The organism is Nonomuraea sp. LPB2021202275-12-8, assembly GCF_037044575.1.
In the GTDB taxonomy this organism is placed as follows: Bacteria; Actinomycetota; Actinomycetes; order Streptosporangiales; family Streptosporangiaceae; genus Nonomuraea.
On sequence record NZ_JBAHWD010000013.1, the window covers coordinates 75259 to 91300 of the forward strand.

Genomic DNA, 16042 nt, shown 5'->3' on the forward strand with positions numbered 1-16042 from the left:
TAGCATGGTGACCGACACGCGCGAATGGAAGCAGGAGGGGCGTGGGCGGATCCACCCGACATAGCGGGCCTTCGTGGGACACCACGCGGGCGGGTCGAGTCATGAGCACGATCGATCAGCCGAGCGGAGCGAGCCTGTGAGCACATCGGCGGTCGAACCCGGCACCCGCCTAGCCGATCGGTTCCGCCTGGAGGACCGGGTCAGCGAGGCCGACGGCGCCACTCACTGGAAGGCGATCGACGAGATCCTCGCCCGCCCTGTCGGCGTCCTCACCTTCGCCCCCGACTTCCCGCGCGTCCAGGAGGTCGTCACCGCCGCCCGCGCCGCGAGCCGGCTCACCGATCCGCGCCTGACCCAGGTGTTCGACGCCGCCCAGGACGACGGGCGCTCCTACGTGGTCAGCGAGTGGGTCACCGGTGACACGCTCGTCGACCTGCTCGCCGCCGGCCCGCTGGAACCGGAGCGGGCGGCCGGGCTGGTCGCCGAGGCCGCCGAGGCGCTCGCCCATGCCCACGAGGCCGGCCTCTACCACCTGTGCCTGCGCCCCGACCACCTGGTGTGGACCACCGGCAACACGGTCAAGGTGCTGGGCGTGGCGGTCGACGCCGCCCTGTCCGGACTGACCACCGACCAGCCCGCGCTCGACGACGCCGAGGGGCTCGGCCGCCTGCTGTACGCGGGCCTGACCGGTCACTGGCCCGGCGACGAGCAGGAGGGCGGGCTGCCCGCCGCCCCCATGATCGACGGGCACTTCTGCTCGCCGCGCCAGGTCACCGCGGGCGTCCCCAGCTACCTCGACACCGTCACGATCCGGGCGTGCCTGCCGGAGACGCGCAAGGGGCACGGCGCGCTGACCAGCCCGGCCGAGGTCGCCGAGTCGCTGTCTGGCGTGGCCAGGCCCATGCCGATCCCGATGCCCTACTCTCCGGCGCCGTCGGTGACGGCGGCCTCTCCCTCCGAGGGCCTCGACACGGGCCGGCGCCCCGCCACCACGCCGCAGGTCGTCCACCGTCCCATGCCCGCGGGCGGCGGAAACGGCGGCGGTGGCAGTGTGCTCAACCGGGTGCTGATGACCGTCGTGGTGCTGCTCGTGATCGCGGCGGTCGGCGTCGGCGCGTGGACGATCGGCCGCAGCCTCGGCAGCCCCGGCACCCGCGAGGCCGAGCCCACGCCCGGCGCCACCACCTCGGCGCCGACACAGGCCCAGGCCGTCAAGCCGGACAAGGCGAGCGGGTTCGACCCGCTCGGCGACAAGGAGGAGAAGGCCGAGCTCGCGGCGCTGACCATCGACGGCAAGCCCAGCACTCTCTGGAAGACCGACAACTACAACAGCGCCGAACTCGGCAACCTCAAGGACGGTGTGGGCCTGCTGCTGGACATGGGCAAGTCCATGCAGATCAGCGACGTGGTGGCTACGCTGGCCGATGCCCCCGGCGCCGACGTCGAGCTCAAGGTCGGCGACAAGGCCGACCTGTCGTCCTTGAAGACCGTCGCCCGGGAGAAGGACGCGTCGGGCAAGGTCACGTTCAAGCCTGATCAAACGGCAAGCGGCCAGTACGTTTTGATCTGGTTTACACGCCTTCCGGCAGATGCGGGCAAGTTTCATGGCACCATCTATGAAGTAGTGGTGCACTCTCCAGGATCGGCGTAATCAGGAATCCCTCTTGTGAACTCCCCACCCGACACACCCTCAGCGGAACGCCCGGCGGTCAGCGACGCCGAGCTGCTGACCGCGCACATCGACGGGGATCCACACGCCTTCAGTGAGATCGTCAAGCGGCACCGCGACCGGATGTGGGCCGTCGCCCTGCGTACCCTGGGCGATCCCGACGAGGCGGCCGACGCCGTGCAGGACGCCTTCGTCTCCGCCTACCGCAAGGCCGGCACGTTCCGCGGCGAAGCCGCCGTCACCACCTGGCTGCACCGCATCGTCGTCAACGCCTGCCTCGACAGGATGCGCCGCAAGTCCGTGCGCCCGGTGGCCGACGACGAGCTCATCGAGGCCGCCGAGCGGGAGTCTCCGCTGCCGGACCAGACCGTCGAGCGCGAGACGTCGATGGAGGTTTCGGCCGCGCTCAAACTGCTGCCCACCGACCAGCGGGCCGCGCTCGTTCTCGTCGACATGATGGGGTATTCCGTCGAAGACGCAGCTCAGGTGCTTGATGTGCCCAGCGGCACGGTGAAGAGCCGGTGTGCACGAGGACGCGCGAAACTTGCCCCAATTCTTTCCCATCTGCGGAACCGATCGGACCTGGGTCGCGTCTCATCCGCGAAGGGAGCAGAACTTCGTGACGGGTGATACGCACTACGATCTGGACATCCTGGCCGAGTTGGCCGAGGGTCTCCTAGACGCCGGCAAGGCCCGCCAGGTCCGCGAGCATCTCGCGGTCTGCACCCCATGTGGGGAGCTACTGGCAGACCTGGCGGCGGTTCGAGAGGTGCTCGCGGCGACCCCCACACCGGCCATGCCGATGGGTGTCGCACTGCGCATCGACAAGGCGCTGGCCGCCGAGGCGGAGTCTCGGCGTGGAGGAGTGGGTCTCGCTGAGGCACCTGACTGGGATGAGCTCATGCGTGACTCCCCCTGGGAGCCGCAGCGGCCACCGGTCGAGGCGCCCGAGCCGGTCCGGCTGGGCGTGGTCGCCGGTGACGGCACCATCGTTCCGGCCAGGCGAAGGACCGCGCGGCGCCCACGATGGGCGGTGCCCGCCGTGGCAGCCGCCGCGGCAGCCGCAGTGGTCGGCACGGCGGTGGTCTCCACCGGCATGCTCGCCTCGGGCGGCGGGAGCACGGTCAGCCCGCCTGTGGCCGCCACGAGCCAGGCCCCCAGAGAGGAGCTCAAGGCCAGGGCCTACGCGCTGACCGACAGCGGCCACAACTACAGCGACCAGGAGCTGGGCAGGCCGCTGGGAGACTTCCTCGGCCCCGCCCCGATCTGGGGTGGCGGCCCCGCCGAGGGCAACCAGGTGGCCAAGTGCGTGACCAAGGTCTCCAGCCGCACCAAGCTCGACGTCTTCGCCGTCGACCAGGGCATGTACAACGGCCAGGAGGCCATCGTCCTGGCGTCCTGGAAGAACAAGGCGGCCAAGAGGCTGCGGATCGACGTCGTCGATCCGTTCAACTGCAGAAACCTGCGCAAGCCCGCCCTGGGCCGCTGGTAGCCGCACACGTTTCAGAGCCCGCTTCGGCGGGCTCTTTCGTGTTGCGGGCAGGGGTGGGAATCACGGCGGCCTAGGATCTGTTGACGCCACTGGCAACAGCAGACGAGGAGGCGTGGGAGCGTTGAACGACGTTCGTAACGTGATCATTATCGGGTCCGGACCCGCCGGCTACACCGCGGCCGTTTACTCCGCACGCGCCGAGCTCCAGCCTCTGGTCTTCGAGGGCTCCGTGACCGCGGGCGGCGCGCTCATGAACACCACCGACGTGGAGAACTTCCCAGGGTTCCCCGACGGCATCATGGGCCCCGACCTGATGGACAGTCTGCGCAAGCAGGCCGAGCGGTTCGGCGCCGAGCTCGTCGCCGACGACGTCGTCGAGGTCGACCTGCGTGCCAACCCCAAGGTCATCAAGACCCACGACAAGACCTACTACGCCAAGTCGGTCATCCTGGCCATGGGCTCCGGTTACCGGGAGCTCGGCCTGCCGAGCGAGAAGCGGCTGTCCGGCCGCGGCGTCTCCTGGTGTGCCACCTGTGACGGCTTCTTCTTCCGCAACAAGGACATCGTGGTCGTGGGCGGTGGCGACACCGCCATGGAAGAGGCCACTTTCCTGACCCGGTTCGGCCGCATGGTGACCGTCGTGCACCGCCGCGACGAGCTGCGCGCCAGCAAGATCATGCAGGAGCGGGCGTTCGGCAACGAGAAGATCCGCTTCATGTGGGACAACGAGGTCGTCGACGTCCTGGGCGAGAGCCGCGTGGAGGCCGTCAAGGTGCGCAACGTCAAGACCGGCGAGGAGTGCGAGCTGGCCACCGACGCGCTGTTCCTGGCGATCGGCCACGATCCCCGCACCGAACTGGTCAAGGGCCAGATCGACCTCGACGACGACGGCTACATCAAGGTGACCTCCCCCACGACCGCGACCAACATCGACGGCGTGTTCGCCGCCGGCGACGTCGTCGACCACACCTACCGTCAGGCGATCACCGCCGCCGGCACCGGTTGCGCGGCGTCACTCGACTCAGAGCGCTGGCTGGCCAGCAACGAGAAGTAAGGGAGCACAACCGTGAAGGCAGTAACCGACGCCACGTTCGAGGCTGAGGTCCTCAAGAGCGACAAGCCCGTGCTGGTGGACTTCTGGGCCGAGTGGTGCGGCCCGTGCCGTCAGGTGTCGCCCATCCTGGAGGAGATCGCCAACGAGCACGGCGACAAGCTGGAGATCGTCAAGCTCAACATCGACGAGAACCCGAACGTTCCGCGCGACGCCGGTGTGCTCCAGATCCCGACGATGAACGTCTACAAGGGTGGCGAGCTCGTCAAGCAGATCATCGGCGCCAAGCCGAAGGCCATGCTGCTGCGCGAGCTCGAGGGCATCATCTAGGACGCCCCCGCGACGCTCGCCGTCGCGGCAAACGCGGAGCCCCCTGCGAAACGCAGGGGGCTCTCGCGTATGGCGGGCACTGGGCCTTCGTGCGGGGCCCGTCCGGGCTTTGTAGGGCTTGGTACGGGCTTCGTATGGCTTAGACGGGTCTCAGGGCGCGCTCGGGGCTCATGGACCCCAGGAGGCGCTCCAGGGCCACTTCGACGTCCTCCCGCCACGAGACGGCGGTCTTGAGCTCCAGCCGGAGCCGGGGAAACCGCAAATGTGGACGTACAGTCTTAAAGCCCACAGAGAGTAGATATTCAGCAGGAACCACGCAGCTGGGCTCTTCCCACTTGAGGTCTCCGAAGGCCTCGATGGCCTTGACGCCGCGGCGCGTGAGGTCCTTCGCCACGCCCTGGATGAGCATCCGGCCCAGGCCGCCGCCGGAGAACTCCGGGATGATGTGCGCGGTCATCAGCAGGACCGCGTCCGCGCTGACCGGCGAGGTGGGGAAGGCGACCGAGCGCGGAGTGTAGAGCGGCGGGCTGTAGAGCACGAAGCCGGCGGGCACGCCGTCAACATAGACGATCTTGCCGCAGCTCCCCCATTCGAGCAGCGTGCCGGAGATCCAGGCCTCCTTCTCCAGGCCCGGATCCCCCGCCTCCACCGACCGCTCTCCGCTGACGGGATCGAGCTCCCAGAAAACGCACTGCCTGCAGCGGCGAGGAAGATCTTCTACATTGTCCAGGGTTATGTTGACCAGCCGACGCGACAACTACGGCCCCAATCGTTGACCCGGAAAAGCTCGCGAAAAACGCGTCCCCAGCTGGCATCGTAGCCCAGGGATGGTGCCATCAGCCGGTACCACGGCGGTCGAGGCCCGTCACGGGCGACATGTCCGGCTGGCGTAATCTGGTATCTCGGATCGATATACACCTAGGAGGTGGGCCGTGGCAGCAGAGCAGGATCACGGTCAGACGCCCGCGACCCAGGGGTCGCGCATTGACGCCTACGTCGACCGGTACGCCGCGCGAGCTACCGGGATGGTTGCCTCCGAGATTCGAGCTCTTTTCGCCGTCGCTTCGAGGCCCGAGGTGGTCTCGCTCGCGGGCGGCATGCCGTACGTCACCGCCCTTCCCCTCGACATGGTCGGCGAGCTCGTCTCCGACCTGGTGACCAGGCGCGGCCCTGTCGCGCTGCAGTACGGCTCCGGCCAGGGCGACCCGCACCTGCGCGAGCAGATCTGCGACGTCATGCGGCTGGAGGGAATTCACGCCGGGGCGAACGACGTGGTCGTCACCGTGGGCTCACAGCAGGCACTCGACCTGATCACCCGGATCTTCATCGACCCGGGTGACGTGGTTCTGGCAGAGGGCCCCTCGTACGTGGGTGCCCTCGGCACTTTCGCTGCGTACCAGGCCAAAGTGGTGCACATCGCCATGGACGATCAGGGCATCGTGCCCGAATCCCTGGCGCAGACCATCTATGCCCTGGAGACCGCAGGGGCTCCCATCAAGTTCCTGTACACGATTCCCACCTTCCACAACCCCGGCGGCGTCACCCTCAACGTGGCCCGGCGGCAGCAGGTGCTCGACATCTGCCAGCGCGCCGGTGTCCTCATCGTCGAGGACAACCCGTACGGCCTGCTCGGCTTCGATGCCGAGCCCATGCGCGCCCTGCGCGCCGACAACGCCGACGGCGTCGTCTACCTGGGCTCGTTCTCCAAGACGCTGGCCCCCGGCTTCCGGGTCGGCTGGGCCCTCGCGCCCCACGCCATCCGCGACAAGCTGGTCCTCGCCATGGAATCAGCCGTGCTGTCGCACTCGTCCTTCACCCAGCTCGCCGTCGGCCAGTATCTGGCCTCGCAGCCCTGGCGAGAGCAGATCAAGACCTTCAAGGAGCTCTACCGCGAACGCCGCGACGCCATGCTCGGCGCGCTCGAATCGCTGATGCCACCCGAGGTCACCTGGACCCGGCCTGGCGGCGGATTCTTCGTGTGGGCGACGCTGCCCGAAGGACTCGACTCCAAGGCGATCCTGCCCAGGGCTGTCGCGGAGCGGGTCGCGTTCGTCCCCGGCACCGGGTTCTTCGCGGACGGGAGCGGGGCGCGGCACATGCGGCTGTCGTTCTGCTACCCGGAGCCGGACCGCATCCGCGAAGGCGTCCGGCGGCTCGCCGGCGTCATCGAGCAGGAGATCCAGCTCCGCGACACGTTCGGCACCGGCTCCACGCGCGGGCACGCCGGCGTGGACACCCCGGGACCGGACCTGGCCTGAAGTCCGTGGCCGCCACGTCAGGGTGATGACGTCGAAGGCCACAGTCGGCGTGAGATCGTCAGGCAGACGGACTGCCGTGTGAGACCGTACGCCCCGGGCGAGGTCGTACGGCCAGTGTGCGGTCGTACGGGTGTGCGGTCGTACGGGCGGTGTGAGGTCATACAGGGGGCGTGAGGTCGTACGACCGGCGTGACATCACGGCGGTGGAGGCTCGGTCGGCGCGATGTTGTAGCGCGCCGACCGCGCTTCGTTGGAGGGCAGGCCGGTATTCTCCCGCCTCCTGGCGTGAGGCGTGTTGTGCCGCTGCCAGGGCATTCACAGGCGCGAAAAGCACCGGCCGTGCACCATTCGCCCCCGGCGCCGGTACGGTTGGACAGCGTGCGATCAGCGGAGGAGATGTGATGGGCGAGCTTGGCCATGTGCTCGTGCTGGCAGGAGGACTCTCCTACGAGCGGGAAGTGTCGCTGCGCTCCGGTCGCCGGGTGAGCGAGGTGCTGCGGGCCGCGGGCGTGGACGTTGAGGCCCGCGACACCGACGCGTCCCTCGTGCCGTCCATCCTGGCCGACCCGCCGGACGCGGTGTTCGTGACGCTGCACGGCGGCGCGGGTGAGGACGGCGCGATCCGCTCGGTCCTGGAACTCCTCAACGTCGCGTACGTGGGCGCGGACCCCGACGCGTGTCGCGTCGCCTTCGACAAGCCCACCGCCAAGGCCGTCGTCCGCTCCGTCGGCCTGCGCACCCCCGAGTCCGTCACGCTTCCCAAGGAAACCTTCCACGACCTCGGCGCCACCGCCGTCCTCGGCCGCATCGTGGCGCAGCTCGGCCTCCCCCTGTTCGTCAAGCCCGCCCGGGGCGGCTCCGCCCTGGGTGCCTCGATGGTCCGCACGGCGGAGGAGCTTCCGGCCGCCATGGTCGGCTGCTTCGCCTACGGCGACACGGCCCTCATCGAGCGCTACATCGAAGGCATCGAGGTGGCCGTCTCCGTGGTCGATCTCGGCGACGGCCCCGTGGCCCTGCCTGCCGTGGAAATCGTCCCCGACGAGGGCGTCTACGACTACGCGGCTCGCTACACGGCCGGGCACACCGAGTTCTTCGCCCCCGCCCGCCTGTCGCCGGAGGCGGCGGCCGCCTGCGCCGAAACCGCCGTAACCGCCCACACGGCCCTCGGCCTGCGGGACATCTCCCGCACAGACCTCATCGTCGACGCCTCGGGCAGTCCACACTTCCTTGAGGTGAACGTGGCCCCCGGCATGACCGAGACCTCGCTCCTCCCGATGTCGGCGGAAGCGGCGGGCCAGGACCTCGGCGACCTCTGCCGCGTCCTTCTCCAGAACGCCGCCGCTCGCCCTCGCTCCTGACGCCCCTCCTCTCGCCGCCCGCCGGCCCATCAGGCGAGTGGATGCTCGACACGTCTCTGGCCACGCCCCGGCAGGGGGCGTCCTCCTCGATGCGCATACCTCAAGCCGACAGCGACGCACTCACGGGTTTCACCAGGACGCCCCACGTGTCCTCGGGCTCGCGCCGACAAGCCGAGCCATCTTCGTGTCATTGCCTCAAGCCCACAGCCACGCACGGCCCGCGGGTTCCACCAGGACGCCCCACACGCTTTCGAGCCCGAGCCCCGACAAGCCGAGACCGTTCTCGACGCGCCTACGTCACGCCGACAGCGGCGCACGAATCACGCGTTTCACCAACACCTCTCACACGCCTTGGGGCCCGAACCGGCAAGCCGAGATCGTCCTCGACGCATCTACGGCACGCCGACAGCGACACACGCATTCGGGCCGAGCCTGCAAGCCGAGACCGTCCTCGATGCTCTTTGACGCCAATGCGCGAACCCCCGAGGCGGATCGCGGCTGAATGCCCGTTCTACCAACCCATACGAGACGCCGACGATCTGCCGGCGCGCAGTTGGGCGAGGCTGATGACCCCACGCCCCGGCGTACAGCGAGGAGGCGAGTTGCCAGGGCGCACGGCAGCGAACGTAGCCTAGCCGTGTGATGATCGACCCGACCTTCCCGAAGAGTTTCGCCAGCGACAATCACGCAGGCGTGCACCCGGCAATCTTCGAAGCCATGGCCGCGGCCAACCACGGCGACGCTCCCGCCTACGGCGGCGACACCTGGACCTCGACCTTCGAGCGCCAGACCAAGGAGGTGTTCGGCGCCCAGGCCGAAGGATTCGCCGTACTCAACGGCGCAGGCGCCAACATGGTGGGTTTGGCCCTCATGCTCGGTCGCTACGACGCCATCATCTGCGCCGACACCGCGCACATCGCCACCCACGAGACGGGCGCGACGGAGCGACTCCTCGGCGTGAAGCTCATCACGGTGCCCACGCCGGACGGCAAGCTCCGTCCGACGGACATCACCGACCAGGTGGCGCGCCTGGGCAGCCACCACGAACCCCAGCCCCGAGCAGTCTCCATTTCACAGGTCACCGAGCTGGGCACCTGCTACTCCCCCGCCGAAATCACCGAACTGGCCGAAGCCGCCCACACGGCCGGCATGCGCCTGCACATGGACGGCGCCAGACTGGCCAACGCGGCCGCCCACCTGGACTGCTCCCTTGACGCCATCACCACGGCAGCCGGCGTGGACGTTTTCAGCTTCGGCGGCACCAAGAACGGCGCCCTGGCAGCCGAAGCCGTAGTCGTCCTCGACCCTTCCCTCACCCAGGCCGTCCCCTTCCTCCGCCGCCAGTCTCTCCAACTGGCCTCCAAGATGCGCTTCGTCTCTGCCCAGCTCTCAGCGCTCCTGACGGACGACCTGTGGCACCGGAACGCGTCCCACGCCAACGCGATGGCCACCCGCCTGGCAGATGGCATAGCGGATGCCCCCGGCATCAGCCTCGCTTACCCGGTCCAGTCCAACGCCGTCTTCGCCGTCGTTCCCGCCGCCATCGCAGCGACCCTCCAGAGCCGCTACCTCTTCCACCACTGGGACGAAGCCGCCGGCATAGTCCGCTGGATGACCGCCTTCGACACCACTCCCGCACATGTTGACGACTTCCTCGACGCCATCCACAAGGCCGCCACCTCCTAGCGACAGCTCCCTGGACGACGTTTCACGTGAAACCCTCTCCCTCGTTGGCCAGCGCACCCCGACGTTCCCCCACCGACGCGCGCCATTCCGTAGCTGCACCACGCCACGACAAACGCGCCATTCCTCGGCGCGAAGCCGTATGACCGTCAACACGGCGCCCGGCCGAGATGCGCCACCCGAACAGCGACCACCGACGCAAGGCTCACCCTCTCCCCCAAGCGCATCGCACGAAGCGCAACGGCCCACCGAACGGCGTCGTCGAACCTAAGGGACGCATACGCCGGCCTGTGCGAGGCCAAGAATTCGCGGGACCGGCACCGGATCCGGTGGAATCCCGGAGTCGCCCCGGATCCGCTGCCATAGCGAAGCGCAACAACCGTCTCCACGGTGCCGCGAAGCGCGGCGAGCATCTCGCCTGGCGTGGATTGCATAGGGAGCCGTGAAGCTCAGCGAGCCTCTCCCTGGAGACCGAACCGCGCTGCGGGCAGCGCCTCCTGAACGAGCAACACGCATACCCGCCCCGGACTAGCGCTGTGGATCGCTCAAGCTGGAAGCCAGCCGGAGAGCGAACGTGAACTGGCACCGCAGTGCAGGCGCTACGCGGCAAACCCAAGCGACACAGGGGTGCCGCTGCAGGCCCTCGATACTCACCGCCCAACGGGACGTCCTCGCGTCGGAACGACGAGCCTCTGCTCGAAACGCGCGCCTTCCACCGACCGTGCGCCTCTGCACGGAGCACTGTCCTCCACCAACTGTGCGCCTCTGCACGGAACGCCGCCTCCACCGACTGTGCGCCTCTGCATGGAACGTGAACCGTCACTCTGGACCGCTTGCGGGAACGCCACGGCGCTGCGACCCCAAGCGGTCCAAGAACGCGGACCCAAATGTCATCCCGAACCAGGCGACACCGCGAAGCGAAGGGACACGGAGGTGCCTCCCTCCTAAGAGCTCGACCCTCACCGCACAAAGCGTGTTTCGCTGCGGAAGGCCGGCCGCACCACAGAGGGCCCGACGAACCCTTCACAAATCGCGAACGCCCGGCCGCCGCCCCCACCCAAGGCCACAATCCCCATAGCGCGTCGTACACCAGACCTCAGATACTCCCGCTCGGACCCTGTCTGCATTACGGCCCCCAAGCGTGTCCACGCCAGGCCAGACGACGCCCCACGCACGCCACGCCAGACCACGCTCACGCCATGCGAGACACCAGGGATTGACTCATCAGCCCCAGTTTCACGTGAAACATCGCCGCCTGCCGTATGCGCCATCTCGGCCACATCAGGCTGCCAGCCCTTCTCTGTCGTACACGAAGCGGCGGAACGAGTGCTCTGTCGGCACCACGTCCACCGGCGCCCCGGAGCACCTGCGGCATGTTTCACGTGAAACCGCGTACGAGAGCGACCCCGTTGAGTGCGTAGCGGCACGCGGGAATGCGGGCTACCGAGGCGGTTCGTGTGACCAGAGTGCCCGCGCGGGTTCGGGTCGCGGCTCTGGATAGCTGGAGCCCACCATCGTGTCCGGCTCGCCGGAGGTCGGCATTTCGTCAAGCAACGCTCAGTCGAGCTGTTCGTGCACCTCGGCCTCTTCAAATCCATTGAGGCCACAGACATCCCAGCCAACGGGAACCGCTGACGCTGTTTCACGTGAAACTTCTCGGGTCTGAGAGGCGCTACGGAGATGAGGCTGCGCATACCGAGGGCCGAAGCACCTCCCCCTATTGGAGGATCTCTCCCACGCTGGCCCGGCCCTCACCGAGGGCCTACCGCCCCCGTTCTACGAAAGATCCCGCCTATTATGCAAAAGACCCCGCCAGCGCCGGCTCCGTCACAGCCACCGGTATGTGCGCCACCAGGCTGGCGATCCTGTCGGCGCTGACGTCCCGTCGCACCCTCCGCCTGCTGGCGCTGTTACCCCGGAACGGCAGATGCAGCCTTAGCGGTATGGGCAGCTCCCGAGGACGGCTCAGCTGGACAGATCACGTGGGCCGCTCACGTGATGGGTGGCGACGCGGACACGGCACCAGGACGACACACATAGATGGGCCCGCAGGGATCACTCATTGGGGCGGCTCACCGGGCGGGGCATCGGGAGCCGACAATGGCGGCTCACGTGGGTGGCTCATGGACACGCCCATGGACTGCTTACGTGGCGTGCCGAGGTGCAGAGCACGTGGGCGGCTCACGTAGACGGCTCACGCGGATCGGCTCGCGCGGATCGGCTCGCGCGCAGGTTCCTCCCGACCATGCGGCTGCGCATTGGTCAGGCCGCTCTGGCGCGCCTCTGCTTACTCATGCTGGCCTTCGCCCCATGAACCCGAGAGGCCTGTCAGAAGGAGCCGCCACCCGCTTGGCTTTCGAAGCGGGGGCGCTGGGCGGGAGGTGTGGACGCGATGGCGTACGTCCGGAGGGTGATGTTTCACGTGAAACAGGGGCCAGGGATCACTCCGCGGCGTCTCGCATCACGCGGGCGGCTTCGGGGGCCATAGTGCCGATGATGCGCTCCAGGTCGTCGATGGTCGCGAACTCGACCACGATCCGCCCCTTGCGGCGGCCGAGGTCTACTTTGACCTTGGTTTCGAAGTGATCAGAAAGACGGTCGGCGAGGTGGGTGAGGCCGGGGGCTGTGGGCTTGGCGGGCTGGCGCTCTCGGGTGGCCTTCTGGGGGGCGGCTGCCGCGCTGCCCAGGGCGACGATCTCCTCGACTGCCCGAACGGAGAGCAGCTCCGCGACGATGCGTGAAGCGAGGTGGATCTGCTCTTGAGGGCTCAAGCTGAGGAGAGCGCGGGCGTGGCCGGCGGTGATGGTGTTCGCGGCGACCTTCAGCTGCACCTCGGGCGGGAGGTTGAGCAGGCGCAGAGTGTTGGTGATGTGCGAGCGGGAGCGGCCGACCCTCTCAGCGAGCTGTTCGTGGGTGGCCTGGAAGTCGTCGAGGAGCTGCTGGTAAGCGGCGGCCTCTTCCAGGGGATTGAGCTGCTCACGCTGGAGGTTCTCGATCAGTGCGTCACGGAGGAGATCGTTGTCCTGGGTGTTTCGGACGATCGCCGGGATAGGGTCGAGGCCTGCGCGCTTGCACGCGCGCCACCTGCGCTCCCCCATGATGAGCTCGTACTGGCCACCACCGACCGAGCGCACAACGATCGGCTGCAAGAGTCCGACCTCACGGATGGAGGCCGCAAGCTCGTCCAGGCGTTCGTCGACGAAGACCTCGCGCGGCTGGCGCGGGTTCGGCACGATCGCGGCAAGGGCTACCTCCCTGAAGTACGCTCCGGCAATCGGCTGCGGGCCGGTCTCGTTCGTCGAACCGTTCGGGGCAACTGTCCCCGTTCCGTCAACGATGGGACCGGTCGGGATGAGCGCCCCGAGCCCCTTGCCCAATCCCCGCCGCTGCTGACTCACTACGTCTCCTCATCCGCCCGGGCCGATTCCGGTCACTCCAGGAGAGGTTACCGTTGCCGACCCAGCACGGCGCCTCCTCGCCACACACCGTCCTACCGGATTTACACCACCGTGCCCTAAACACCCGCCATTGCCTACGCTCAGGGCGAAGGTGAAGGGGGGCCCCTGCGCCAACAGTGACCGTGCAGAGGCAGGGCCCCGCGCCCGGTAACCGGCCAGATCGGGATCCTCCCCTCGCTGTGGAGGACTCCTTCTCCGTGAGGCATCTTGTGCGACGCACTGCCTAGGACTGACGGCGGCCGTGGAGTTTCGGCCACAGCTCTGACCGAGATCGCCGGCCCCCGAACTGCGGGAGTGGGGCCCGGCAGCCTGACGGCAATGGGCCTGCTCACAGGTCCCGACCCATCGAACGGCAGAGTGCGCGCCAATGTCCTATGAGGAGCCCTCACGGGAGATGAGTCTTTGGGGACCAGCGTCGGTGGGTCGGCCGTTCAGCAGGCCGCGATCGTTGAGGCGGCAGTCAGGTACGGCCGACGGTCCGTTCGATCGGCATTCTCGCAAAGCGCAGACAGCCAACAGCTCAGGTCGTACGAGCACCGTACGACTCCAGAGCGGTGCGGACGGACCTGTGGCGGTGCGCCGGGACAGAACCGAAGCAACGGCGCAAGACGCCCGGAACCAAGCCCGCGCAGAGCGGTCCGGTGCGTGGGGCGGCCGGATCCGTGGTCAGGTGGAGCGGCGCCCCGCGGGCGACGGGGCGAAACGGGTCAGACCAGCGCGCGGTGGGCGATCTCGCGGGCTGCGTCCATGTAGGCCATGGCGCCGCTGGAACCTGGGTCGTAGGTCATGACGGACTGGCCGTAGCTAGGGGCCTCGGAGAGGCGGACGCTACGGGGGATCACCGTGCTGAGGACCGTGTCGCCGAAGTGCGCCCGGACCTCGTCCGCCACCTGCGAGGCGAGCCGGGTGCGGCCGTCGTACATGGTGAGGACGATCGTGGAGAGGCGGAGCGTGGGGTTGAGGTGGGCCTTGATGAGGTCGACGTTGCGGAGGAGCTGACCGAGGCCCTCCAGCGCGTAGTACTCGCACTGGATGGGGATCATGACCTCGTCGGCGGCGACCAGGGCGTTGACCGTGAGGAGGCCCAGCGACGGCGGGCAGTCGATGATGATGTAGTCGAAGTCGATGCCCTCGTAGGCGGCCAGAGCGCGACGGAGGCGTGCCTCGCGGGCGACCAGAGAGACGAGCTCGATCTCCGCGCCGGCCAGGTCGATGGTGGCGGGGGCGCAGTAGAGGTTCGGCATCTCGGGGACCTGCTTGATGATGTCCGTCAAGGGCAGGTCGTCGACGAGCACCTGATAGACGTCCGGGATGTCGCCGCGGTGCTCGGTGGCCAGCGCTGTGGAGGCGTTGCCCTGAGGGTCGAGGTCGACGACGAGAACGCGTTCGCCGTTCATCGACAGCGCGGCGGCGATGTTGACGGAGGTCGTGGTCTTGCCGACACCGCCCTTCTGGTTCGCCACCGCGATGACCCGGCACTTAGAGGGTTTGGGCCACGATCCGTCGCCTCTCTCAGGGGCGTCACCCGCCTGGACAGGCAGTTGCGCAGCGGGTGTTTCACGTGAAACCACTGAGTTGAGCGCCTCTCGTACCAACGGCGAATCACCTGGGTTCAGGGGGGTCTGGGTCACGTTGGCCATCCTTTCAACCCGAGGCATTTCGGTGCCGGGAATTTGCTGTCGCGACACGCCCTTTTCGGGCCAGCCAACCCCAGTGGGACTTTCGGACAGACGGCTGTCCGGCCAGCCAAGACCGCAATGAGCGACCGGCACGACCGTCACCTCCTTCGTCGCCGCCTACCTTGCTCAGGCGCACGACCCGATATCACCCGAACCAATGTTGCAGGCGGCTCGACCTTACCGTGCCCGACGGTCACAAGCTCGGCGGTCCTGGCCCCGCTGGCCCTCAATTGGGGCTCGGCCTCGGCGAGTTCCTCGGCGGCCCGCTCCCCCTTCATGGCGATCAGCTCGCCGCCTTCGCGAAGCAGCGGCATAGCCCACTTCAGGAGCCGTTCGAGCGGGGCGACCGCGCGAGCGCTGGCGACGTCGAACACCCGCTTACCCGCGAGCTCCTCGGCTCGTCCGCGCAGCACCTCGACGTTCTCGAGCTTGAGCGCCTCGACGCACTCCTCCAGGAAGACGGTGCGGCGGAGCAGCGGCTCCAGCAGGGTGACCGAGATGTCCTGCCGGACGATCGCCAGCACCAGGCCCGGAAGGCCGGCCCCCGAGCCGATGTCCACCAGGTGCGCGTCCTGAGGCACGACCTCGGCGACGACGGCGCAGTTGAGCAGGTGGCGATCCCAGATCCGCGACACCTCGCGAGGGCCGAGCAGCCCGCGCACCACCCCTGGACCGGCCAGCAGCTGGGCGAACGCCTCAGCCCGGTCCCAGGCTTCGCCGGCGAAGACGTCTCGCGCGATGTCCGGCGGGGGCGGTAGCTCGTCGCTCACTGCTTGGTGACCCTTTCTGAGGGGTGAATGTGTACAGATCCAGGATGGCGGTGTCACCCCAGGCTAGGTGGGCGATCACGGTTGAAGACTAGCGGGCCGCCCTGAATACAGCCTTCGAGCGCGCCGCCACGCCATACGCCCGCTTTCCGCTACGTGGAAACAAGGCGGATTTCGGCTGCGCCGCACGACCCGCCGAGGATCCGGCCCGCTCGCTGGTGACGCGAGCAGTCCACGCTGTACGGCTCCGCGCCGTACAGCGATGCAGGGAGGCGTACGTGGAGCCGCCCGGACAAC

At 68.3% G+C, this 16042-nt stretch carries 12 protein-coding genes; 8 read left to right on the plus strand and 4 right to left on the minus strand.

The annotated features are described in order from the left end of the window. The first annotated feature begins 136 nt into the window (after positions 1-136). From V5E28_RS24020 to trxA, 5 genes are all read left to right on the plus strand, one after another. Positions 137-1651: a protein kinase family protein gene (locus V5E28_RS24020; RefSeq protein ID WP_336209314.1), complete on the plus strand. Its 1515-nt coding sequence runs from the start codon at positions 137-139 to the stop codon at positions 1649-1651. A gap of 15 nt (positions 1652-1666) precedes the next feature. Then, positions 1667-2299 (plus strand): RNA polymerase sigma factor SigM, encoded by a 633-nt coding sequence (sigM, locus tag V5E28_RS24025; protein ID WP_336209315.1) that lies wholly within the window; start codon positions 1667-1669, stop codon positions 2297-2299. Further along, positions 2289-3161, plus strand: coding sequence for an anti-sigma factor family protein (locus tag V5E28_RS24030; protein ID WP_336209316.1), 873 nt, complete (start codon positions 2289-2291; stop codon positions 3159-3161). Before sigM ends, V5E28_RS24030 begins: the two co-directional genes overlap by 11 nt. Before the next feature lie 121 nt (positions 3162-3282). Further along, a complete protein-coding gene (gene trxB / locus V5E28_RS24035; protein WP_336209318.1) occupies positions 3283-4215 on the plus strand; it encodes a thioredoxin-disulfide reductase in 933 nt (310 codons plus the stop codon). Between the two features lie 12 nt (positions 4216-4227). Further along, a complete protein-coding gene (gene trxA, locus V5E28_RS24040) occupies positions 4228-4542 on the plus strand; it encodes a thioredoxin (RefSeq protein ID WP_336209319.1) in 315 nt (104 codons plus the stop codon). Positions 4543-4681: 139 nt separating this feature from the next. Here the strand turns inward: trxA and V5E28_RS24045 are convergent, their stop codons facing one another. Then, the gene (locus V5E28_RS24045) at positions 4682-5191 is read right to left on the minus strand and encodes a GNAT family N-acetyltransferase (protein WP_442945858.1); all 510 of its coding nucleotides are present in this window, start codon (positions 5189-5191) and stop codon (positions 4682-4684) included. Between the two features lie 376 nt (positions 5192-5567). On the opposite strand from V5E28_RS24045, the gene V5E28_RS24050 reads away from it, so the two are divergent. The 3 genes from V5E28_RS24050 (at position 5568) to V5E28_RS24060 (ending at position 9844) form a co-directional block, all read left to right on the plus strand. After that, a complete protein-coding gene (locus V5E28_RS24050) occupies positions 5568-6800 on the plus strand; it encodes an aminotransferase-like domain-containing protein (RefSeq protein ID WP_336209515.1) in 1233 nt (410 codons plus the stop codon). Between the two features lie 401 nt (positions 6801-7201). Further along, entirely contained in the window at positions 7202-8158 is a 957-nt protein-coding gene (locus tag V5E28_RS24055; RefSeq protein WP_336209323.1) for a D-alanine--D-alanine ligase family protein, read from the plus strand. 642 nt (positions 8159-8800) lie between these two features. Continuing rightward, on the plus strand, positions 8801-9844 hold the full coding sequence (locus V5E28_RS24060; protein WP_336209516.1) for a threonine aldolase family protein: 1044 nt from the start codon (positions 8801-8803) through the stop codon (positions 9842-9844). 2438 nt (positions 9845-12282) lie between these two features. On the opposite strand, the gene V5E28_RS24065 is transcribed toward V5E28_RS24060, so the two are convergent. The 3 genes from V5E28_RS24065 to rsmG all read right to left on the minus strand — a co-directional run bounded on the left by V5E28_RS24065 (position 12283) and on the right by rsmG (position 15748). Continuing rightward, a complete protein-coding gene (locus V5E28_RS24065; protein ID WP_336209324.1) occupies positions 12283-13239 on the minus strand; it encodes a ParB/RepB/Spo0J family partition protein in 957 nt (318 codons plus the stop codon). A 767-nt stretch (positions 13240-14006) separates the two neighbouring features. Then, complete coding sequence (locus tag V5E28_RS24070) at positions 14007-14939, minus strand: ParA family protein (RefSeq protein WP_336209326.1); 933 nt, start codon at positions 14937-14939, stop codon at positions 14007-14009. 137 nt (positions 14940-15076) lie between these two features. Further along, complete coding sequence (rsmG, locus tag V5E28_RS24075) at positions 15077-15748, minus strand: 16S rRNA (guanine(527)-N(7))-methyltransferase RsmG (RefSeq protein ID WP_336209328.1); 672 nt, start codon at positions 15746-15748, stop codon at positions 15077-15079. Positions 15749-16042 lie beyond the last annotated feature (294 nt).

Coding starts and splice junctions, on each gene's coding strand:
- V5E28_RS24050 (WP_336209515.1), top strand. CDS start 5,568: ATGGTTGCCTCCGAGATTCGAGCTCTTTTCGCCGTCGCTTCGAGGCCC.
- V5E28_RS24055 (WP_336209323.1), top strand. CDS start 7,202: ATGGGCGAGCTTGGCCATGTGCTCGTGCTGGCAGGAGGACTCTCCTAC.
- V5E28_RS24060 (WP_336209516.1), top strand. CDS start 8,801: ATGATCGACCCGACCTTCCCGAAGAGTTTCGCCAGCGACAATCACGCA.
- V5E28_RS24070 (WP_336209326.1), bottom strand. CDS start 14,939: ATGGCCAACGTGACCCAGACCCCCCTGAACCCAGGTGATTCGCCGTTG.